The 21,181-nt window shown below is 66.5% G+C and carries 21 protein-coding genes; 9 read left to right on the forward strand and 12 right to left on the reverse strand.

All coding sequences use genetic code 11. The features are described from left to right. Positions 1 to 414: 414 nt before the first annotated feature. Positions 415 to 1,362: a 4-hydroxybenzoate octaprenyltransferase gene (gene ubiA, locus JHL17_RS27840; protein WP_200197906.1), complete on the reverse strand. Its 948-nt coding sequence runs from the start codon at positions 1,360 to 1,362 to the stop codon at positions 415 to 417. 243 nt (positions 1,363 to 1,605) lie between these two features. Between ubiA and JHL17_RS27845 the strand changes: the two genes are divergently transcribed. The 3 genes from JHL17_RS27845 to JHL17_RS27855 all read left to right on the forward strand — a co-directional run bounded on the left by JHL17_RS27845 (position 1,606) and on the right by JHL17_RS27855 (position 4,334). Further along, positions 1,606 to 1,989 carry a response regulator gene (locus JHL17_RS27845; protein WP_247893865.1) on the forward strand — a complete coding sequence of 128 codons (384 nt, stop codon included), beginning with the start codon at positions 1,606 to 1,608 and terminating at the stop codon, positions 1,987 to 1,989. 152 nt (positions 1,990 to 2,141) lie between these two features. Then, positions 2,142 to 2,921 (forward strand): 16S rRNA (uracil(1498)-N(3))-methyltransferase, encoded by a 780-nt coding sequence (locus JHL17_RS27850; protein WP_200197908.1) that lies wholly within the window; start codon positions 2,142 to 2,144, stop codon positions 2,919 to 2,921. Positions 2,922 to 2,969: 48 nt separating this feature from the next. Beyond that, complete coding sequence (locus JHL17_RS27855; protein ID WP_200197909.1) at positions 2,970 to 4,334, forward strand: glutamate--cysteine ligase; 1,365 nt, start codon at positions 2,970 to 2,972, stop codon at positions 4,332 to 4,334. Between the two features lie 145 nt (positions 4,335 to 4,479). Here the strand turns inward: JHL17_RS27855 and fdxB are convergent, their stop codons facing one another. The 6 genes from fdxB to nifE are packed head-to-tail and all read right to left on the reverse strand — an operon-like array spanning position 4,480 to position 8,742. Continuing rightward, a complete protein-coding gene (fdxB, locus tag JHL17_RS27860; RefSeq protein WP_200197910.1) occupies positions 4,480 to 4,773 on the reverse strand; it encodes a ferredoxin III, nif-specific in 294 nt (97 codons plus the stop codon). 56 nt (positions 4,774 to 4,829) lie between these two features. Continuing rightward, positions 4,830 to 5,030: a CCE_0567 family metalloprotein gene (locus JHL17_RS27865; RefSeq protein WP_200197911.1), complete on the reverse strand. Its 201-nt coding sequence runs from the start codon at positions 5,028 to 5,030 to the stop codon at positions 4,830 to 4,832. 16 nt (positions 5,031 to 5,046) lie between these two features. Further along, positions 5,047 to 5,514 carry a NifX-associated nitrogen fixation protein gene (locus JHL17_RS27870; protein ID WP_200197912.1) on the reverse strand — a complete coding sequence of 156 codons (468 nt, stop codon included), beginning with the start codon at positions 5,512 to 5,514 and terminating at the stop codon, positions 5,047 to 5,049. Between the two features lie 2 nt (positions 5,515 to 5,516). Continuing rightward, complete coding sequence (gene nifX / locus JHL17_RS27875; RefSeq protein ID WP_200197913.1) at positions 5,517 to 5,915, reverse strand: nitrogen fixation protein NifX; 399 nt, start codon at positions 5,913 to 5,915, stop codon at positions 5,517 to 5,519. Positions 5,916 to 5,953: 38 nt separating this feature from the next. Continuing rightward, positions 5,954 to 7,330 (reverse strand): nitrogenase iron-molybdenum cofactor biosynthesis protein NifN, encoded by a 1,377-nt coding sequence (gene nifN / locus JHL17_RS27880; RefSeq protein ID WP_200197914.1) that lies wholly within the window; start codon positions 7,328 to 7,330, stop codon positions 5,954 to 5,956. A 5-nt stretch (positions 7,331 to 7,335) separates the two neighbouring features. Next, the gene (gene nifE, locus JHL17_RS27885) at positions 7,336 to 8,742 is read right to left on the reverse strand and encodes a nitrogenase iron-molybdenum cofactor biosynthesis protein NifE (protein ID WP_200197915.1); all 1,407 of its coding nucleotides are present in this window, start codon (positions 8,740 to 8,742) and stop codon (positions 7,336 to 7,338) included. 234 nt (positions 8,743 to 8,976) lie between these two features. Here nifE and JHL17_RS27890 point away from each other — a divergent pair, with 234 nt between their 5' ends. Continuing rightward, the gene (locus JHL17_RS27890) at positions 8,977 to 9,510 is read left to right on the forward strand and encodes a hypothetical protein (protein ID WP_200197916.1); all 534 of its coding nucleotides are present in this window, start codon (positions 8,977 to 8,979) and stop codon (positions 9,508 to 9,510) included. Between the two features lie 142 nt (positions 9,511 to 9,652). Here JHL17_RS27890 and nifK read toward each other — a convergent pair whose 3' ends face one another. The 4 genes from nifK to JHL17_RS27910 form a co-directional block, all read right to left on the reverse strand. Continuing rightward, positions 9,653 to 11,212: a nitrogenase molybdenum-iron protein subunit beta gene (gene nifK / locus JHL17_RS27895; protein WP_200197917.1), complete on the reverse strand. Its 1,560-nt coding sequence runs from the start codon at positions 11,210 to 11,212 to the stop codon at positions 9,653 to 9,655. Positions 11,213 to 11,243: 31 nt separating this feature from the next. Then, positions 11,244 to 12,683, reverse strand: coding sequence for a nitrogenase molybdenum-iron protein alpha chain (gene nifD, locus JHL17_RS27900; protein ID WP_200197918.1), 1,440 nt, complete (start codon positions 12,681 to 12,683; stop codon positions 11,244 to 11,246). A 220-nt stretch (positions 12,684 to 12,903) separates the two neighbouring features. Continuing rightward, the gene (gene nifH, locus JHL17_RS27905) at positions 12,904 to 13,800 is read right to left on the reverse strand and encodes a nitrogenase iron protein (RefSeq protein ID WP_098740339.1); all 897 of its coding nucleotides are present in this window, start codon (positions 13,798 to 13,800) and stop codon (positions 12,904 to 12,906) included. Positions 13,801 to 14,051: 251 nt separating this feature from the next. Beyond that, positions 14,052 to 15,380: a hypothetical protein gene (locus JHL17_RS27910; protein ID WP_200197919.1), complete on the reverse strand. Its 1,329-nt coding sequence runs from the start codon at positions 15,378 to 15,380 to the stop codon at positions 14,052 to 14,054. Between the two features lie 184 nt (positions 15,381 to 15,564). Between JHL17_RS27910 and JHL17_RS27915 the strand changes: the two genes are divergently transcribed. The 5 genes from JHL17_RS27915 (at position 15,565) to JHL17_RS27935 (ending at position 19,571) form a co-directional block, all read left to right on the forward strand. Continuing rightward, a complete protein-coding gene (locus tag JHL17_RS27915; RefSeq protein WP_200197920.1) occupies positions 15,565 to 16,467 on the forward strand; it encodes an NAD(+)--dinitrogen-reductase ADP-D-ribosyltransferase in 903 nt (300 codons plus the stop codon). 88 nt (positions 16,468 to 16,555) lie between these two features. Then, positions 16,556 to 17,479, forward strand: coding sequence for an ADP-ribosyl-[dinitrogen reductase] hydrolase (draG, locus tag JHL17_RS27920; RefSeq protein WP_200197921.1), 924 nt, complete (start codon positions 16,556 to 16,558; stop codon positions 17,477 to 17,479). 3 nt (positions 17,480 to 17,482) lie between these two features. Further along, positions 17,483 to 17,905 carry an ArsC/Spx/MgsR family protein gene (locus JHL17_RS27925; protein WP_200197922.1) on the forward strand — a complete coding sequence of 141 codons (423 nt, stop codon included), beginning with the start codon at positions 17,483 to 17,485 and terminating at the stop codon, positions 17,903 to 17,905. Between the two features lie 128 nt (positions 17,906 to 18,033). Continuing rightward, positions 18,034 to 18,804 (forward strand): class II glutamine amidotransferase, encoded by a 771-nt coding sequence (locus tag JHL17_RS27930; RefSeq protein WP_200197923.1) that lies wholly within the window; start codon positions 18,034 to 18,036, stop codon positions 18,802 to 18,804. 146 nt (positions 18,805 to 18,950) lie between these two features. Then, positions 18,951 to 19,571: an FMN-dependent NADH-azoreductase gene (locus JHL17_RS27935; RefSeq protein ID WP_200197924.1), complete on the forward strand. Its 621-nt coding sequence runs from the start codon at positions 18,951 to 18,953 to the stop codon at positions 19,569 to 19,571. A gap of 47 nt (positions 19,572 to 19,618) precedes the next feature. Here JHL17_RS27935 and JHL17_RS27940 read toward each other — a convergent pair whose 3' ends face one another. Further along, positions 19,619 to 21,127, reverse strand: a complete 1,509-nt coding sequence (locus tag JHL17_RS27940; RefSeq protein ID WP_200197925.1) for an AMP nucleosidase — start codon at positions 21,125 to 21,127, stop codon at positions 19,619 to 19,621. Between the last annotated feature and the right edge of the window lie 54 nt (positions 21,128 to 21,181).

Below are 21,181 nucleotides of genomic sequence, written 5' to 3' on the forward strand. Positions count from 1 at the left end.
ACAAAACCTCAAACCTTTGTAAGTCTCTGGAATCAAATGAACTCTGCGTCATCCCCGCGAAGGAGCCTGTGAAGGAATCGGTGACTCGCTGAGAGAAGCCCCGAGTTCGAACTAGGTCGCGTTGGATCGCATCTGCGCGTCCCTCGGCCGTCATTCCCGCGAAGGCGGGACTCCAGCCTTTACAAGCACTTGTGTTGAAAATCCTGGTTCCCCGCCTCCGCGGGGATGACGGCGGATAAGGGGCGTACTTGGCTTCGACAGCAATCGAACCTGCAAGCCGGCGCCTCTGCGCCTTTGCGGGAGTGACGGCCAAGGATGCGGTTCGATTGCAATAGGTCACACAAAGCACAAATGCGTGCCTCACGCTGTGCCAGTACCGGGAGGGGGCGGTCGAAGCCGCCCCGGGATGCCCCCCTATAGCTTCCCCGCCAGGATCGCCGCCAGCACCAGCCAGCCGAACCAGCGGTTGGACTTGAACTTGTCCAGGCAGTCGCCCTGATCGTCCGGCCGCCATGTGGCGACCTGCCAAGCCAGCTGCAACGCCGCCAAGGACAGCACCGGCAGGAACAGGCCGCCCAGCCCGGCCAGCCGGCCGGCGATGCCGATGCCGACATAGGTCAGGGTGTAGAAGCCGTAGATCCAGATCTTGCTCTGGTCGCCGAGCCGCAACGCGGTGGACTTCACGCCGATGCGGGCGTCGTCCTCCTTGTCCTGGTGGGCATAGATGGTGTCGTAGCCCAGCGTCCAGGCCACGCCCGTCACATAGAGCGCCACCGCCGGCCAGCCGACATCGTTCTGAACGGTGGCCCAGCCCATCAGGGCGCCCCAGTTGAAGGTCAGCCCCAGGAAGGCCTGCGGCCACCAGGTGATCCGTTTCATCAGCGGGTAGGTGAAGACCAGCAGAAGCGACAGAACGCCCAGCCCGATGGCCGTCATTCCCAGCTGGACCAGGATCAGCAGAGACACCAGGAGCTGGGCCAGCAGGAAGACCAGCGCCTGGCGCACCGACACCTGTCCCGACGGGATCGGGCGGGAGCGGGTGCGCTCCACCATCGCGTCGAATTTGCGGTCCAGGATATCGTTCACGGTGCAGCCGGCGCCGCGCATCAGCACCGCGCCGACCGCGAACAGCGCCATCAGCCCGACCAGCGACGGCCAATCCCGGAAAGGCTGCGGCATCGCCAGCGCCAGGCTCCACCAGCACGGGAACAGCAGCAGCCATGTTCCGATCGGCCGGTCGAGACGCGCCAGCGTGACATAAGGGCGCAGGCTGGCCGGAATCCGGCGGGCGATCCAGCCGTCCCGGCGGATATCGGTGTAGCCGGACTCGGGAAGAGTCGGGCCGGAGGACGCAGTGGGCATGACGGCGGCGTTTCCGCTGTGCTATGGAGATGTCGGAATGGTAATGATGGCGAAGGTATCGGGCTGCCGCCCGGGCGGCAAGCGCGACGCGCCGACCGGCCAAGTGTCTTTCCCGGTGTTAGGTGCGGCGAAAAGGCCGGGCCTGGGCTGTGGAAAATTGCAGTTCCGGGACTTGCACGCGCCAAAATCGTACCAATACTGTTTCTTTACCATAACCCTAGCGGCTTGCAATCTTAAATGGACATGAGCGCAACACCGGACCGGTTCGCCGTCGTCATCGACGATGAGTCGATCATATTGGCCGGGATGGAGATCATGCTGGACACCTGGGGCTATCAGGTGCTTGCCGCCGAGGACGTGGAAACCGTCCTGGCGAAGCTGCCCGGCCGTCCGGTTCCGGATGTGATCCTGTCCGACTATCGGCTGCGCGACGGCTGGTCCGGCATCACCGCCGTGCGTGCGGTGCGCGAGGCCTGCGACGCCGCCGTTCCGGCCATCATCCTGACCGGCGACACCGGGGCGGATTTGCAGGCCGCCGCCAAGGCGGAGCAGATCCGCATCCTGCACAAGCCTGTCCAGCCCAACGATCTGCGGCGGCAGATCGATTCCCTCATCGCCGCCGCCTGATCCCGGCACGATCCGATCGAAGTCTTGGTCCTGGCCTTGAGGATCGCCGGAGTGCGCTCGATCGCCGCCGGCCCAGCTGACCGGTTTCTGATCTGCTGACTTGTACGCCCGCGGCCGGCTATAGTCGGCTCCGCCCCGCGGAGACGAGAGCCATGGCCGACCCGATCAAGACCCGCCTGTATGTCGACAGCCCGCTGGCCGAAGGCCAGTCGGTCGGGCTGGACCATGAGCGAGCCCATTTCCTGCGCCATGTCCTGCGGCTCGACCGTGGTGATCCGGTCGCCGTCTTCAATGGCCGCGACGGCGAGTGGCGGGCGGTGATCGACGGTTTCGGCAAGGGCTGGTGCTCGCTCAGCGTGGCGGAGCAGCGGCGGGAGCAGGACACGACTCCGGACCTGTGGCTTCTCTTCGCCCCGCTGAAGAAGGGTCGCATCGACTTCGTCGCCGAAAAGGCGACGGAGATGGGCGTCTCCCGGCTGTGGCCGGTCTTCACCCGCCGGACCGATCCCAACCGCGTCAACCTCGACCGGCTGCGCGCCAACGCGGTGGAGGCGGCCGAACAGTGCGAGCGCCTCAGCGTGCCGGAGATGGGCGAGGCGCTGCCGCTGGACCGCGTGCTGGCCGGCTGGCCGGCCGACCGCCGGCTCTACCTGTGCGCCGAGGCCGGCTCGGCCCGTCCCATCGCCGAGGTGCTGCGCGATGCCCCTGCAGGCCCCGCAGCCCTGCTGGTCGGGCCGGAGGGCGGCTTCGACCAGTCGGAACTTGACGAATTCGCCAAACTTCCCTTTGTTGTACCGGTGGGATTGGGCCCGCGCATCCTGCGGGCCGATACGGCCGTGGTGGCGGCGCTGGCTTGCTGGCAGTCCTTGACCGGGGATTGGACTGCCGGGGGAAGCGACCGGCGTCCGCCTTTCCGCGCGCCGATCCCGTAACCGGCCGTCACCCGGCCGATCCTCCGTCCACTTCCCGCGAGAGACTTCATGTCCGCACCCCCGACCACGCGCGGCGAACCCATCACCGACCACCGCCAGCTTGCGGCCTATCTCGAATCCGGCTGCAAGCCGTCGCCGGACTGGCGCATCGGAACCGAGCACGAGAAATTCGCCTACCGCACCTCCGACCTGCGGCCGCTGCCCTATGACGGGCCGGACGGCATCCGCGAACTGCTGACCCGCATGACCCGCTTCGGCTGGCAGCCGGTGGAGGAGAAGGGCAACATCATCGCGTTGGTCCAGGACATGGCCAACATCACGCTGGAACCGGGCGGCCAGGTCGAGCTGTCGGGCGCCCCGCTGGAGACCCTGCACCAGACCTGCGCCGAGGTGCACCGCCACCTGCGCCAGGTGAAGGAGGTCGGGGGCGAGCTGGGCATCGCCATGATGGGGCTGGGCTTCCAGCCGAAATGGACGCGCGACGACATCCCCTGGATGCCCAAGGGCCGCTACAAGATCATGCGCGACTACATGCCGAAGGTCGGCTCGCTCGGCCTCGACATGATGACGCGGACCTGCACCGTGCAGGTGAACCTGGACTTCGCCTCCGAAGCCGACATGGTGAAGAAGTTCCGGGTGTCGCTCGCCCTCCAGCCGATCGCGACCGCCCTGTTCGCCATGTCCCCCTTCACCGAGGGCAAGCCGAACGGCTTCCAGAGCTTCCGCAGCCATATCTGGACCGACACCGACGCGGACCGCACCGGCGATATCCCCTTCGTGTTCGAGGACGGCTTCGGCTTCGAACGCTATGTCGATTATCTGCTCGACACGCCGATGTACTTCGTCTACCGCGACGGCGTCTACATCGACGCCGCCGGCCAGTCCTTCCGCGATTTCCTCGACGGCAAGCTGCCGGCGCTGCCGGGCGAGCTGCCGCTGATCACCGACTGGGCCGACCACACCACCACCGCCTTCCCGGAAGCGCGGCTGAAGAAGTATCTGGAGATGCGCGGCGCCGACGGCGGCCCGTGGCGCAGCCTGTGCGCCCTGCCGGCCCTGTGGGTCGGTCTGCTCTACGATCAGGTGGCTCTGGACGCCGCGTGGGATCTGGTCAAGGACTGGACGACGGCGGAGCGGGCGCATCTTCGCGCCGAGGTGCCGCGGTCCGGCCTGCGCACGACGTTCCGCAATGGAACGGTGCGGAACGTGGCGCTGGAGATGCTGGCGATCGCCCGCGACGGCTTGGCCCGCCGCGCCCGCAACGACAATTGGGGCGACGACGAGACCCACTTCCTCGACACGCTGCAGGTGATCGCCGAGAGCGGCCGCAGCCCGGCCGATGAGCTTTTGGAGAAGTTCAACGGCCCGTGGGGCGGCAGCGTCGATCCGGTGTTCAAGGAATACGCGTACTGAGTGCTCGCTGATGGGGGGAAGGTTAGACCCCCACCCCGACCCTCCCCCGCTGGGCGGGGGAGGGGGTAAGCGCTTCTTCGGGAAAGTGGCGGCAGTCCCTCCCCCGCCCAGCGGGGGAGGATAGGTGGGGGGCTAACTTCCCCGCTTAAGCCGCCACCGGCGCATGGGTGATGCAGCTCTTCGAGCACACCTTGGAACAGCTTTCGCAGCCGATGCAGTTGGCGGCTTCCTTGACGGTCATCATCTTCTTCTCGGCCTCGTCGTCGAAGGCATCGACGATGTCGCCGTCCTCGGTCAGGCCGATCATGTCGAGCACGCCGCGCCCGCACACCTTGAAGCAGCGGCCGCAGCCGATGCACTGCTTCCGGTCGATGGATTGGACGAATTTCGGGGTCCAGCTCTGACCACCGCGGGTGGTGCCGGTCAGGAACTCAGCCATGGGAATGCTCCTCTCGGAAAAGGCCGCGCCTAAGCTCTTCTTCGGAAATGGAGGGGTTACGCCGTCTCCAGCGCCTTCAGCGCCGCCCGCTTCTCGGTCAGGGTCTTGAAGGCGTCATAGGTTTCCTGCGCCACCGTCAGGATGCTCTGCCAGTTCTGCGGAAGTTCTTCCGACAGGTCGTGCAAATCCATCTTCTTCTGGGTGGCGCGGGCGTTCAGCTTCCTGATCTCGTCCTTCAGGGCGTCGATGTCGCTCATGGTCGTGGTCCCGGCTTCAGAGATTCGCGACGTCGGGATAGTCCCGGATCAGCGCCACGGCGTCCTCGACCAGTTTGGCGCCGTCGGCGGCCAGCTTCCCGATGGTGGGGAAGCCGAAGCGGTGGACGTCGCGCAGCGACTTCGACACCACCACCAGCCGGCCGGTGGTCAGGATCATGCGGCCGAAGCCTTCATGGCTCATCTTCATCATCGGCGACGCCATCAGGCCGGTCTGCTTCTCCACCATCAGCCCGACCGCCTTGTAGAACAGTTCCAGCCGCCACAGCGTGTCGGGATCGGGATCGCCGATGATCGGAATGGCGGCGCGCGCCTCCCTGTCCAGGACGAAGGGGGCGAGCAGGGCCTCGTCCGGCTTGCCTTCCCAGGCGCCATAGCTGTCCTCGGCACGGAAAAGCAGGACCAGCGTCTTCACGAACTGGTCGGCGACGGACACGTCGGCGATGTCAGCGCTCTCTTGGGCCATGCTCAGACCTCCTCCTCGTCGAAATGGAATTCGGGCGTCTCGCCCAAGGCCTTGCGCAGCCAGGGCGGCGGGTTGGCGTTCAGCGTCAGGACCAGCTTGTCGAGCAGGGCCGGGATGGTTTCGGTGGCCTCGACCTTCACCGGATGGATCTTCTTCGCCACCACGCGGGCGGCGGCCGAGGCGCCGATGGCCGACAGATAGAGGATGGCGACGTCGGCCAGCGCCTCCAGCTTGGGGATCAGCTTGTCCTCGTTGCCGTCCTCGAACATCGAGCCGCCGAACTGGAAGGTCTCCAGAAAGGCATGGCCCTGGCGGTCGACCCGATAGACGGCGATGTTCTTGGCCCAGCCGAAATGCGCATCGACGTGCTGCATGTCCTGGGTGCAGAAAGCGACCTTCATCGATCCTCCTTTGGTCGGACGGGGGTCCTGCACCACGCTCAGACGGCGTTGCATCCGCATGATCCGCCTCCGCAGCCGTGGGCTTCCCCGTGGTCGTGGGTCTCGGAGCCGTGCTCCATCTCGCGGGCGAGGAACAGGTTGCCGATGTCGCACAGCAGCTCGCGGCTGCCGCGGTAGCCGACCTGCACCCGCAGGCCGGCGCCGAGCCTGTCGAACATCGGCAGGCCCATGCGGTGCAGCGGCACGCCGATCCGCGCCGCTCCTTGCCGCCCATGCGAGTTGGAGACGATCAGGTCGGCGTCGCGTGCCAGCGTCTCGACGTCGGAATGGTCGCCGACCATCACGGTGGCGGCCTTCAGCCGCTCCAGCACCGGGCTCTGCGTCGGCGACACCGCGGCCACCACCTCCGCCCCCAGATCGGCGAGGAAGCCGGCGACGGCGTAGAGCAGGTCGGGTTCCAGCGCGACGGCGATGCGCTTGCGGCTGTAGAAGAAATGCCCGTCCAGCATGGCGTCGACCAGGCTTTCGCGCTGGCGCCGCAGCCGGGCCGGCGCCGGCCTGCCGGACAGCTCCATCAGCAGCCGGACCAGCTTGTCCGTCGCTTCCAGCCCGGTCAGCCGGCTGAAGAAATGGCTGGGCACGTCGGTCTTCAGTTCCAGCGCGTTGCCGGCCACCCGCATATGCTCGCCGACCACGATGGTGGCGGCCGAGGCGCCCATGGCGCGGATCTGGTCCACCGTCACGCCGCCCAGCGAGGTGGCGGTGAAGCCGGACGGCTGGCGCCCCGCCATCGACAGCGACAGGTCGGGCAGCAGGATCGGCGACAGGCCGAAGCCTTCGATGATGTCGCGCAGTTCCTCGACGTCGCCGGGCGACAGATGGCTGCCGGCCAGCACGTTGACCTGGGTCGGGATGCACACGGGCGAGGGTTCGACCAGCCGCTCGACGATGGCGGTGACGGCGGCGGCGAAGCCGTCCTCGAAGCCGCCGGCGAAGTCGGGGGTGTTGGCGAAGACGAGCGCGGTGTCGGCGATGTCGGGGTTGCGCTGGCGGAACAGCGTGTACTGCCCGCCCATGTCCTCGCCCTTGGTCTCGGTCACGCCGGTGGTGGCGACGCCGATCATGGCGGGCTTGTTGCGCTCGACGATGGTGCGGATCGCCTGTTCCAGATTGTCGTAGCCGCCGAGGATGGTGGAGACCTGATCCATCGCCGTGGTCTGCAGCGGGATCGCCTCGCGGAAATGGCGGACCAGCAGGACCAGCCCGAAGGCGGTGCAGCCCTGCGAGCCATGGAACAGCGGCAGGCAGCGGTCGACCCCGAGATAGGCGAGCGCCGCGCCCAGCGGCTGGCTCATCTTCAGCGGGTTGGTGGAAGCGGCCTTGGCGGACGAGGGGAAGCGCTGGATGTGCGACATCGGCCTCACTCCGCCGCGAGAAGGGTGGAGGACGGGCCGGATTCCCACGGCGCCGGCCGGCGGACCTGACGCCAGATCGGGTTCGACAGCGTCTTGTCGATCTCCTCGCAGAGATTGACGATGCCGTCATAGCCGGCATAGGCGTGGTGGCGCTCCTGGTTGATGTCGAGCCAGGGAACCTTGGCCTTCAGGGAAATGAACTGCGAGCGGCCGCCGGACATCATGATGTCGGCCTGATCGTCGACCAGCATCTTGTGGATGTCGCGCGGCTTCAGGTCGTCCCATTGGTGGAACTCCTCGCCCTTCATCTTCTTGATGCGCTCCTTGTCCTCCCTGGTCGATTTCTTGGTCGAGGTGCCGAGGATGGTCAGTCCGGCGCCTTCCAGCGCGCTGACCATCGACCAGCTCTTGACCCCGCCGGTGAACAGCAGGACGCGCTTGCCCTCGAAGCGCGGCTTGTAGGGCTCCAGCCGGCGCCAGACCCGGCTTTCCTCCCGCGCGATCACGCCCTCCGCCCGATCGATCAGGCCGCGGTCGGCGCCGCGCTCCACCAGCATGCGGGCCATGGTGCGCAGGCTGTCCGACATGTCGGAGACGCCGTAGAAGGACCCCTCGAAATAGGGGATGCCGTAGCGCTCCTCCATCTTGCGGCCGACATTCACCAGCGCCTGGCTGCACACCATCATGGTGACGCGGGCGCGGTGGGCCTGGGCCACCTCCCTGTAGCGGCCGTCGCCGGAAATGCAGGACAGCAGGCGGATGCCGATCTCGTCCAGCAGCGGCTTGACCAGCCACAATTCGCCGGCAAGGTTGTATTCGCCGATGATGCAGATGTCGGTGGGGGTGGTGTGGTCCGGCTCCACCGTGCCGATGACATGCTCCAGCAGAGCCTCGCCGGCCAGCTTGTTGCCGAGATTTTTGGAGCCAACGAAGCCAGGGGCGTCGACCGGGATCACCGGCTTGCCGAGCTTCTGCGAGGCGAACCTGCAGACGGCGGCGATGTCGTCGCCGGTCATGGCGGGGACACAGGTTTGATAGACAAAGACGGCCGGCGGGTCGTACTGCTGCACGATCTCCTTGATGGCGCGGTAGAGCTTCTTCTCGCCGCCGCCGATGACGTCCAGTTCCGACAGGTCGGTGGTGAAGCCGGTGCGGTAGAGCTGCGAGCCGGAGGACCGGGTGCCGCGGTTGTCCCACGCGTTGCCGAGGCAGGCGATCGGGCCATGGACCAGATGGGCGGCGTCGGCGATCGGCTGCAGCACGATCATCGCGCCGTCATAGGCGCAGCCGCCGGCCGCAGCCCCCGGCTTCAGCGACTTGGTGCAGCCCTTCTTCTTCTCCTTGGCCGATTTGGCCTGGTTGGTCGTGCAGCCCGGTTCGTTGAAGACGTCCTGGATCTTGTCCTGGAGCATGCCCGCTTCTCCCATCCTGGCGCCGGAAATGGCTCTGCGGCAGAGTGATGCAGGGGGCGTGCCAGACATTAAGTCTCTGACGGAAAACGATTGTCGGGTTTCCCGGCCCTGTCCGATAGCTGACAATCGCCTTCCCTCACCAGGGGCTTGTCGGGTGTCGCACATGTGGGGGACCCGCGCAGGAGCGGGCGTGGCCGGCCGTACCAGGACGACCGAAGAAATTGGGATTTGACGATGGGACGGATTGGCCGGCGCCGGTGCCGGGGGGTGATGGCGGGGATGATGGCGGTGGCGGCGCTGCCGGCCCTGGCGGCACAGGACGGCGCGGTGATCCGGCTGTCGCAGGAACCGGGGCGGGAAATCGGCGTCGCCTGCCGCTTCCTCGGCCTCGATCAGCGCCCCATGCCGCCGGAGGCCGGGATGCTGTGCGATGCGGCGGCCGATTTCGTCTCGCGCAAGGTCGCAAGCCATGGCAAGTCCGTGGTGCGCCTCGGCCTGCGCCCCATGACGCCTGACGCTGGAGAGGACGAGGAAAGGCCGCCTGCGGTCGACGGCCCAATCCTTCTGCTGGTTCTGGAAGGCCGCCCGGATTGGAGCGGTTCCGCCCGGCCTCGTCTGCTGCTGCGCGTCCGCCCTGTCCGCGACGGCGTGGCCGCTCCTTCGGTCGGTCTGCCGCCGGCGTCGGTCGAGTTGAGCAGGGCGGGCTGGCAGGCGGCGGCCGACCGGGCGCTGGAGCGGGCGGTCGGCTTCGCCTTGCGGGACGGCTGACGCTGTCGGCCATGAAAAAACCCGGAGAGCGCCGTTGCCGACGTTCTCCGGGCTGGGGAAGTTGCCGCCGGGCTGGGGGGATGGAAACCCCGGCCCGGCGGGTAGGCTGGAACCGATGCCCGATGTGCCGCCGGCGCTCAGATCAGCGGATCAGGTCGAACGAGTAGTCGGTCTGGCCGACGATGTTGGTGCTGGCGTCGATGTCCTCGAAGATCCGGTCCAGGATCCGCACCAGCACGTTCAGCGCGCCCTGGTAGCCCCAAGTCGGGTAGCGGTGGTGGTGGTGGCGGTCGAAGATCGGGTAGGTCAGGCGGATCAGCGGAACCTTGGTGTCACGCTCCAGATACTTGCCGTAGCTGTTGCCGATGATGTAGTCCACCTTGTCGGTGAAGATCAGCGAGCGCAGGTGCCACAGGTCCTTGCCGCCATAGGCCTTGCCCGAAGCGCCGAAGGGCGAGCCGTCCAGCACCTTCTGGACCTGTTTCTCCCACTTCTTCGAGCCCGAGGTCGACAGGATGTGCACCGGCTCGGCACCCAGTTCCAGCAGGAAGCGGGTCATGCCGATGCAGAAGTCCGGGTCGCCGTAGACGGCGAAGCGCTTGCCGTGCATGTGGGTGTGGCTGTCGGCGATGGCGTCGACCAGACGGCCGCGCTCCAGCTTCAGGCTGGCCGGCACCGGCTTGCCCGACAGTTCAGCCAGCTTCAGCAGCAGCTCGTCGGTGGCGGTGACGCCCATCGGGTAGTTGAACTTGGCGACCTCCTGGCCCTTCTCCTTGCAGAATTGCAGGGTCTGGTTCGTGTTGTATTCCTGCATGGAGAGGGTGGCCTTGGCGTGCAGGGCCTGCTTGGTCTCCTCGATGGTGGTGCCGCCGTCATACATGCGGTACTCGCCGTCCATCGGCGTGTCGAAATTGTCGGACACGTCGGACAGGATTTGCAGCTTCACGCCGAATTCGCCGGCGATGCGCTTCAGTTCGCGGTTGTTGCCGACGGCGAAACCGTCGAAGCCGGGGATCAGGTTGATCTGCTCGGTCTTGGGCGTGTCGAAATTCTCCGACGTGCCCCAGAAGCTGGTCAGGATCCCCTTGATCATGTTGTCGTAGCCGACGATGTGGCTGCCGACGAAGGCCGGGGTGTGGGCGTAGGGAACCGGGAAGTCGGCCGGGACGCTTTCCTTGTTCTTCGCGTTGGCGATGAAGCCCTGCAGATCGTCGCCGATGACTTCGGCCATGCAGGTGGTCATCACCGCGATCATCTTCGGCTTGTAGAGCGCATAGGCGTTCGCCAGGCCGTCGATCATGTTGTTCAGGCCGCCGAACACCGCCGCGTCTTCGGTCATCGACGAGGAGACCGCGCTGTTGGGCTCCTTGAAGTGGCGGGTCAGATGGGTGCGGTAATAGGCGACGCAGCCCTGGGAGCCGTGGACGAAGGGCAGGGTGCCTTCGAAGCCCTGGGCGGCGAACATCGCGCCGATCGGCTGGCAGGCCTTGGTCGGGTTGATGACCACCGCTTCACGGGCGAAGTTCTTCGCCTTGTACTCTTCGGACTTGGTCCATTCGGAGACGCGGGCGACTTCCTCGTCCGAATGGCCGTATTCGAACTCCGTCTTCTTCTTCTCGAACATCGCCGCATATTCGGGCTGCCGGAAGAGGGTGTAGTGGTCGAGGACCTTGTCGGCGCTCTGCGAAAGCTTGTCGGTCATTCTCAAATTCTCCTGTTCCAGAGGCCGATGGTCAGAACGGGGCCTTCATCACGCCCCAGACGGGGTTGTTGATGGCCAAGTCCATGTCGCGGGCGAAGATCGCGAAGCCGTCATAGCCGTGGTACGGGCCGGAGTAGTCCCAGCTGTGCATCTGGCGGAACGGCAGGCCCATCTTCTGGAACACGTATTTTTCCTTGATGCCCGACGCGACGAGGTCGGGACGCATCGCCTCGACGAACTTCTCCAGTTCGAACGCGGTGACGTCGTCGTAGATCAGCGTGCCTTCCTTCACGTAATGCTGCGTGCGCTGATAGTCGTCGTTGTGGGCGAACTCGTAGCCGGTGCCGATGATCTCCATGCCGAGGTCGTGGTAGGCATCGACCACGTGGCGGGGACGCAGGCCGCCGACGTAGATCATGACCTTCTTGCCGTTCAGCCGCGGCTTGTACTTGGCGATGACCGCATCGACCATCGGCTGGTAGCGGGCGATGACCTTCTCGGCGTTCTCCTTGATCTTGTCGTCGAAGAGAGCGGCGATCTTGCGCAGGGATTCGGCGATCTGGCTCGGGCCGAAGAAGTTGTATTCCATCCACGGAATATTGAACTTCTCTTCCATGTGGCGCGCGATGTAGTTCATCGAGCGGTAGCAGTGGATCAGGTTGACCTTGGCCTTGGGCGTGTTCTCCAGCTCGGCCATGGTGCCGTCGCCCGACCACTGGGCGATCACGCGCAGGCCGATCTCCTCCAGCAGGATGCGGGAGGACCAGGCGTCGCCGCCGATGTTGTAGTCGCCGATGATGGTGACGTCATAGGGGGTGGAGACGAAGCCGGCCTTGGGTTCCGTCTTCTCGAACACCCAGTCGCGGATGGCGTCGTTGGCGATGTGGTGGCCCAGCGACTGGGACACGCCGCGGAAGCCTTCGCAGCGCACGGGGATGACCGGCTTGCCGATTTCCGCCGACTTGGCGCGGGCGACCGCCTCGATGTCGTCGCCGATCAGGCCGATCGGGCATTCCGACTGGATCGAGATGCCGTTCACCAGCGGGAACAGCTCGTTGATTTCCTCGATGACCTTGTGCAGCTTCTTGTCGCCGCCGAAGACGATGTCCTTCTCCTGGAAGTCCGAGGTGAAGTGCATCGTGCCCCAGCTGTCCACGCCGGTGTCGCCGATGTAGTAGTTGCGGCGGCCGGACCAGGAGTAGTAGCCGCAGCCCACGGGCCCGTGGGAGATGTGGATCATGTCCTTGATCGGACCCCACACCACGCCCTTGGAGCCGGCATAGGCGCAGCCGCGGATGGTCATGACGCCGGGGATGGACTTGACGTTCGACTTGACGCCGCAGTCCTTGGCCTCGGCCTCCAGCACGTTCAGGTGCTTGGCGCGGCGCTTGCGGGATTTTTCGGGATAGGCTTCGAGGACTTCGTTGACGAGGTTCTTGACGTCGACCGTGGTGTTCTCGGACAGGCTCATAGCCGGCCTCCTGCTTGAATATTCCGCGCCACTTCAGCGCGTGACCGAGCCCCTCCCTCCCACGCCGTCGCCCCTGGGTGTGTCCCTTGGGGGCATGCCCTTCGGGGATGTCTTGGGTCGGCGTTGTGCGGGGCTGGGGATGGGGCCAGTGTTCAGGCGGTCCCCCCTGCGCCGCTGGGGCGGCAGGGGGGCCGGTAGGCAACCGTCGCTACGCCCGGGGTCAGGCGCCGGCCTTGGCCGCTTCCTTGGCGGCCAGCTCGGCGAGCTGCTGCTCCTCGGTCTTCATGATGCCGAAGTCCATCAGCATCTCTTCCAGCTCTTCCATGGTGATCGGGGTCGGGATGCAACCCTGGCCGGAATTCGCGTGGATCTTGTTGGCGAGCGCGCGGTATTCGCCGGCCTGCTTGCTGTCCGGGGCGTACTCGATGACCGTCATGCGGCGCAACTCGGCATGCTGCACGATGTTGTCGCGCGGCACGAAGTGGATCAGCTTGGAGCCCAGGCGCTTGGCCAGCGCGTCGGCCAGATCCCATTCCTTGTCGGTCTGGCGCTCGTTGCAGATCAGGCCGCCGAGACGGACGCCGCCGCTGTGCGCGTATTTCAGGATGCCCTTGGCGATGTTGTTGGCGGCGTAGAGCGCCATCATCTCGCCCGACATGACGATGTAGATTTCCTGGGCCTTGTTCTCGCGGATCGGCATGGCGAAGCCGCCGCACACCACGTCGCCCAGCACGTCGTAGGACACGTAGTCGACGTCGTCGTAGGCGCCGTTCTCTTCCAGGAAGTTGATCGAGGTGATGACGCCGCGGCCGGCGCAGCCGACCCCCGGCTCCGGACCGCCGGACTCGACGCACTTGATGTTCTTGTAGCCGATCTTGAGGACGTCCTCGAGTTCCAGATCCTCGACCGAGCCGGCCTCGGCGGCCAGATGCAGGACGGTGTCCTGGGCCTTTGCGTGCAGGATCAGGCGGGTCGAGTCGGCCTTCGGATCGCAGCCGACGATCAGGATCTTCTGATCCAGCTCGACCAGCGCGGCCAGCGTGTTCTGAGAGGTGGTGGACTTGCCGATACCGCCCTTGCCGTAAAAGGCGATCTGACGCAGAGGCGCTTTGGCCATGTGGGTCGCTCCTGTGCTTGGGTCGTGGAGGTTTGCTTCGATCCGGTGCGGCCGGTTCGTGGCCGCTTCGGATTTCATGGATTGCACGACCCGTGCCAGAGCTGAAAGTCATATTAAGTTATTGATATAACATAATAAAATCCAAGACCCGCCCTTGGGGGGCCTTTGTCGGGGTCCCGACACTCGCGACAAAGCCTGACATTTTTTGTGGTTTTTACCGCGAGCGGGACAATCGGCGGCCGGACTCTCTCCTACCGGTCCCCGCCCAACGCCTCCGCCGCCACGACGATGCGCAGCGCCAGTTCCTCCACCGCCTCGTCGCGGCCCATGTCGTAGAGCAGCTGCGCCAGCAGCCGGCCGCGCGCCATCAGGCGGCGGGCCAGCGCCGGGTCGGCAGGTCTGGCCAGCAGGACTTCGACCAGCCGCTCGCCGGTCAGGCGGGCCAACGTCTCGCAGCGCCCGACCAGCCGCTGCTTCAACGTGTCGACGGCGGCCGGCCGGCCGGCATGGGTCAGGTCGGCGCAGAAATGGTGCAGGCTGCGCAGCTGGCGCAGCAGGGCCGCGAAGAGAAGATCGTCCAGCTCGCCGCCGGCGGCGGCCTTGCCGATGAGATCGAACAATGTGTCGGAAAGCCGCCATGCCGCCGACAGCCAGTCGTTCATCGCCTTGCGGTCGGCCGGCTCGACGAAGGGGCCGGACTCCTCCTTCGTTTCCTCCTGGTCGTCCAGGTTGCGCAGCGCGATGACGATCAGCCCGTCGGCCTGGGCCAGCGTGGCGAGGCTGGCATGCAGCGCCTTCAGCCCGCGATCGGCGACGAAGCCGTCGATCGCCTCGGTGGCGCGGTGCAGGGAATAGCGGGCGAGCCGGCGCGACTGGTAGACGACGACCTGAAGCGCATTGCCGCCGCCGAGCGCCTCCAGCACCATCCGCCGCACCTCGAAGCGCAGCAGGGCGCGGGCGAGGCGGTCGATGCCGCCGACGTCGACGGGGCGGCGATCCCTGGTCAGCGCGTCGGCGGTGGCGCGGGCGTCGGCCTCGATCGCGGCGATCACCGCCTGGAGCTGGCCCTTGCCGCCGCCGCGCATCCGGGCGACCAGCGCCCGCATCGCCTCGGCGAGGTCGATGGCGCTGGGCAGGCTTTCCTCATGGTCGGTACGGCCGGTCACCAGCCGGTCGATCAGATGGTCGCGCACCCCGGGCAGCAGCACGTCGGTGACGATCTGCCCGATCGGCCGCAGCAGAGCCTCCAGCATCCGTCCCGGCGGCTGTCCCGTCATCCCGGGCAACGGGTTGATCGGCTTGGGCACCAACCGCGGTCGGTGCGGCTCCAGCAACTCCAGCACCGCATCGCCGCGCAGGGGCGTGATGGCGCCGCGCAGAAGCTGGGCGAGGCGCAGGGCCGTCCGCGCCTCGTCGCTGCCGCGCGGCGGGCGGCTGTCCGGCAGCGCCGGCGTGGGGGCGGCCGATGTGGGCGCGGCGGATTGCGGGGAAGGCAGGGGCGTCCGGACAGCCGTCTGTTCGGGCAGCGGCGGTGTGCGCCGGCGCCGGCTGTCGTCGTACTTGGTCGGCCAGAAGGCCATGCGGGTGCCGCCGGATCGTAAGCGTCGCTGTACAGAGTATGGGGACGGATCGTTCGGCTTCAAATGGACAATGTTGCGACATGGGGCGACGGTTCCGCCCGCTCTCTGCGGTCGAGGCTTGGCACGCGTCCGCTTATGCAATATCCATATATGAAATGGTGGTATTCGGGCGGAGCGGATCGGCGTGGCGGACGGGAGCGTGATGCGTGATGCGACGGGCCGACCGGCTCTCCCCGATTCGCCCCCCGATTCGCCCCCCGATTCACCATTGGCGCTCCATGCCCATCGCACCAACCTCGTCAACGTGCCGGCCGCCCTGCTGTGCAGCGAAGCCTACAATGACGAGCCGCGGCGCCTGCGCATCGGTGCCACCCGCAGCGACCAGGCAGCCCTGTTCGAAGCGCTGGACGAAAGCCGCGATGCGCTTACGGCATCCGACATCTTCCAGCGCCATATGGCCGGGCTGTTCGGGGTGAACCCCGACTTCTCCGGCTCGGAAGGGCCGGACGGCAGGCGCCGCTTCCGCGCCAGCTACCTGCGCCTGCTGAAGGGCTGGATGTTCGACAGCAACCGGGCCGAGGGGGCCGTGCTGAAGGGCTGGGTGGAGAGCCGGTTCGGCCTGCTGCCGACCTTCCATGGCGAACCGCTCCGCCGCTTCGCCTCCGACGCCTGGGCGGCCTATGGCGAGCAGAAGCAGTCGACCCGCTTCCACAACAACAACATCCACCTGCAGCTCGACCTGCTCTACGAGTTCTGCCAGTGGACGATCCGCCGCGGCTGGCCGGACGCGCCGATGCCCGACTGGGCCTCGCACATCCGGCTCTACCGAGGCGTCAACGATTTCCAGGAACACCACGTCGTCGCGCGGCCGGACAAACGGACGGCGGTGTTGCGGCTGAACAACCTGTGTTCCTTTTCGATCGACCGCGACATCGCCGGCCAGTTCGGCGACCACATCCTCGATGCCTGGGTGCCGTTGCCCAAGATCGTCTTCTTCCGCGACATCCTGCCGCGCTACCCATTCCAGGGTGAAGGGGAATATCTGGTGATCGGCGGGGATTACCGGGTGGGTGTGTCGCTTCTCTGACAACCTTTAGGTCCGGCGACGACCTGTGGAACTCCATGGGCCGGTTCGCGGGGCGCACCAGGAAAGGGCGGGCATTTCGCCCAATGGCATGACCGATCCGACGATTCCGACGCCCGAAATCCATTCCCCTGAAATCCGCTCCAGGGCGCTCGGCGCCTATCTTGGCCTCGCCTGTGGCGATGCATTGGGTGCCACCGTGGAGTTCCTGACCAAGGGCGAGATCGCCCACCAATACGGCGTCCACAAGCACATCAAGGGCGGCGGCTGGCTGAAGCTGGCCGCGGGCCAAGTGACCGACGACACCGAGATGTCGCTGCATCTCGGCCGCGCCATCCTGTCCGGGCCGGACTGGGAGGCCAAGCGCGCCGCCGAGGAGTTCGCGGTCTGGCTGAAATCGGTGCCGGTCGATGTCGGCGACACGACCCGCCGCGGCATCCGCCGTTTCATCATGAACGGCACGCTGGAGGAGCCGGAGTCCGAATACCATGCCGGCAACGGGGCGGCGATGCGCAACCTGCCGGTGGTGCTGGCGACGCTGGGCGACGATGAGGCGTTCGAGCGCTGGTCGGTGGAGCAGTCGCACGTCACCCACTGCAACCAGCTGTCCGATGCCGCGGTGATCGCGCTGGGCCGGATGGTGCGGCGGCTGGTGCTGGGCGGCGGCGTCCTTGCCGCGCGGGAGGAGGCGAACGCCCTGGTCGCCAAGCACCGCCAGTTCAAGTTCGAGCCCTACCGCGGCCTGTCGACCGCATTCATCGTCGACACCGTGCAGACCGTCTTCCACTATTACTTCCAGACCGATTCGGTCGAATCCTGCGTGGTGGAGACGGTGAACCAGGGCGGCGACGCCGACACCACCGGCGCCATCGCCGGCATGCTGGCCGGCGCCACCTATGGCGTGGAGTCGATCCCGCCGCGCTGGCTGCGCAAGCTGGACGGCAAAATCCATGACGAGATTTGTCGGCAAACCGACGCATTGCTGGCCCGCGCGCCGCTGTTCCAGGAGAGATGAGCGATGGCCGACGTGATCTTCTATGAAAAGCCGGGCTGCGGCGGCAACGCGCGGCAGAAGGCGTTGCTGCAACAGGCCGGTCACCGCGTGGTCGCCCGTGACCTGCTGAGCGAGCCGTGGACGCCGGAGACGCTGCGTCCCTTCTTCGGCGACCGCCCGGTGGCGGACTGGTTCAACCGCGCCGCTCCCGCGGTGAAGAGCGGCGAGGTGGTGCCGGAGACGATGGACGAGGCGGCGGCGCTGGCCGCGCTGGTCGAACGGCCGCTGCTGATCCGCCGCCCGCTGATGCAGGTCGGCGAACGCCGGGACTGCGGTTTCGAGACCGATCGGGTGGAGGCCTGGATCGGGCTGGCGGGCGCCGTTCCGGCGGCTGGGAAACTGGAAGGGTGCCTGCGGCCGGACATGGCGCCCTGTCCCAAGCCCTGACGGCACGAGCCCTGGCGGCCCGAACTCCGATCCGCGCGAGGATTCTCCCATGTCGGTGCGTGACCTCGCGCCCGGCCTGTCGTAGCTTGTCGCCCCCGAGGCGAAGTCAAGCGGCAGACGAGGACACCATGTGCGAACTCCTGGGCATGAGCGCCAACGTGCCCACGGACATCTGCTTCAGCTTCGCCGGGTTGATGCGCCGCGGCGGTCAGACCGGGCCGCATCGCGACGGCTGGGGCATCGCCTTCTACGAGGGGAAAGGCTGCCGCACCTTCCACGACCCGGCGCCGAGCAGCGAGTCGGAGATCGCACGGCTGGTCAGCCAGTATTCGATCAAGTCCTGCACCGTGATCTCGCACATCCGCCGGGCCAACCGCGGCCGGGTGTCGCTGGAGAACACCCATCCCTTCACCCGCGAGCTGTGGGGCCGGGTCTGGACCTTCGCCCACAACGGACAGCTGAAGGGGATCAAGGACCGCCTCCTGACCTTCTACGAGCCGGTCGGCAGCACCGACAGCGAATATGCCTTCTGCTGGCTGCTCGATCAGATCCGCATGCAGTATCCCGAGCCGCCGAAGACCACTGCCGGGCTGATGAAGCTGATCCGCCATCTCGCCGCCGATCTGGGGACGCTCGGCGTGTTCAACATGCTGCTCAGCGACGGGCGGTATCTGTGGTGCCACTGCGCCACCAACCTCGCCTGGCTGACGCGCAAGGCGCCTTTCGGCGCCGCCACCCTGGTCGATGCCGACATGAGCGTCGATTTCTCCAAGGAGACGACACCCAACGACGTCGTCACCGTCGTCGCCACCCGTCCGCTGACCAGGGACGAAGCCTGGACGGTGATGCAGCCGGGCCAGATGGCGATCTTCCGCAGCGGGGCGCTGGCGCTCCGCTGACCAGATCACTTTCCGCCGATTGTTGCTTTTCCAAGGACGATCTTTCGCGCACAGCCTGGCTTAACCGCCTAGAAACAAAGGAGCATCTTGGGCGTCAGAAACCGGCCGGACCTGACGGCCGCAACAACCAAGAGGCTCCTTCCGTCATGACCACGATCCTGCATGTCGACTCCAGCCCGCTCGGCACTTTTTCCGTCACCCGCCAGCTGACCGCCTCCATCGTCGAGGCTCTGGTGAAGGCCGATCCGGCGGCCACCGTCGTCACCCGTGACGTCGCCGCCAACCCGCCGGCCCATCTGGATGCCGAACTGCTGCCGGTTCTCAAGCTCGGCGTTGTGGATGGGCTGAGCGAGCGCCAGCGCGAGGAGCTGGCCCTGACCAATGTGCTCCTCGACGAGTTCCTGGCCGCCGATGTCGTGGTCGTCGGCGCGCCGATGTACAACTTCTCCATTCCTACCCAGTTGAAGGCCTGGATCGACCGCCTTGCCCAGGCCGGCCGCACCTTCCGCTACACCGAGAAGGGTCCCGAGGGTCTGGCCGGCGGCAAGCGCGTGATCGTGGCCTCGGGCCGCGGCGGCGTCTATTCGACCAATCCGGCGCTGGCCGGTCTGGACCACCAGGAAGCCTATCTGCGTTCGGTGTTCGGCTTCTTCGGTATCACCGACGTCAGCTTCGTCCGCGCCGAGGGCGTCAGCATGGGTGCGGAGGCCAGGGACAAGGCTCTGGCCGGCGCCGCCAAGGTGATCGAAGAGCTGGTCGCCGCCTGAGACTGAAGCGGGGGTGGGGTATCGGCTTCACCCCCGGCTCATGTCCCCTACTGGAACGCCACTTCCGCCAAGCTGCGCAGCTTGCGGGAGTGCAGCGTTTCCATCCCGTGCTCGCGCAGCAGTTCCATCGCCAGCACGCCGATCTTCAGATGTTGGTCGACCCGCTCACGGTAGAAGCGGTCGGCCATGCCCGGCAGTTTCAGCTGCCCATGCATCGGCTTGTCCGACACGCACAGCAACGTCCCGTACGGCACGCGGAAGCGGAAGCCGTTGGCGGCGATCGTCGCGCTTTCCATGTCCAGCGCGATGGCCCGGCTCTGGCTGAACCGCATCAGCGGTTCGCGGTGGTCGCGCAGTTCCCAGTTGCGATTGTCGATGGTGGCGACCGTGCCGGTGCGCATGATGCCCTTGAGGTCGAATCCCGACAGCCCGGTCACCCGCTCCACCGCCGTCTCGAGCGCCCGCTGCACCTCGGCCAGCGCCGGCACCGGCACCCACAAGGGCAGGTCGGCGTCGAGCACATGGTCCTCGCGGACATAGCCGTGGGCCAGCACATAGTCGCCCAGCCGCTGGGTATGGCGCAGACCGGCGCAATGGCCCAGCATCAGCCACGCATGCGGGCGCAGCACCGCGATGTGGTCGGTGATCGTCTTGGCGTTCGACGGGCCGACGCCGATGTTCACCAGCGTGATGCCGTTGCCGTCCGGGCGTTTCAGGTGATAGGCCGGCATCTGCGGCATGCGCATCAGCCTGGCCGTCGGGGTATCCGCCCCACCGCCCAGATTCTGGTTGCTGGTGACGATGTCGCCCGGCTCGACGAAGCTGTCATACTGGGCGCGGTAGGCGGCCAACTCGGCGTCGCCGGTCGGCTCCATGATCTCGCGCGACAGCCGGATGAACTCGTCCACATAGAACTGGTAGTTGGTGAACAGAACGAAGTTCTGGAAATGCTCCGGCGCGGTCGCGGTGTAGTGGCGCAGCCGGTGCAGCGAGAAATCGACCCGTGGGGCCGTGAACAGGGCCAGCGGCTTGACCGCGTCCAGCCCGGTGTCGCAGGTGCCGTTGACGATGGTGTCGTCCGTCCGCGCAAGGTCCGGCAGGTCGAACAGGTCGGGCAGCTTGGTCAGCCGGTCCGGCGGCAGGTCGCCTTCGACATACATGCCCTGGGGGAAGGCGAAATGGATCGGGATCGCCTCCTCGCTGACGCCGACCTCCAGCGGGACCTCGTGGTTGCGCAGCAGAAGCGTGAACTGTTCCAGCAGATAGCGTTCGAACAGGTCGGGCCGCGTCACCGTGGTGGAATGGACGCCGACCCCTTCGACGAAGCCGTAGGACAGCCGGGTATCGACCGCGACACCGGACACCGCGGTCATCCGGACATAGGGATAATAGGCCCGGTTCCGCCCACCTTCCTCTTCGCCCTGGGTGTAGGCGGCGAAGCGGTCGCGCAGGTAGGCGGTGTTGCGGTCGTAGATGTCGCGCACGCAGGCCAGTGCGGCTTTGGCATCGGTGAAGCGCCCGGCCGACCCGGGCTGGAGCGGGGCTTTATCAGTCATGCCGTCAAAGATGGGGTACGAACGACCGGCTGGGAAGGCCGAATTTTGGCCAAC

Origin of the sequence: Azospirillum endophyticum, assembly GCF_016595245.1 — a bacterium.
Classification (GTDB): Bacteria; Pseudomonadota; Alphaproteobacteria; order Azospirillales; family Azospirillaceae; genus Azospirillum; species Azospirillum endophyticum.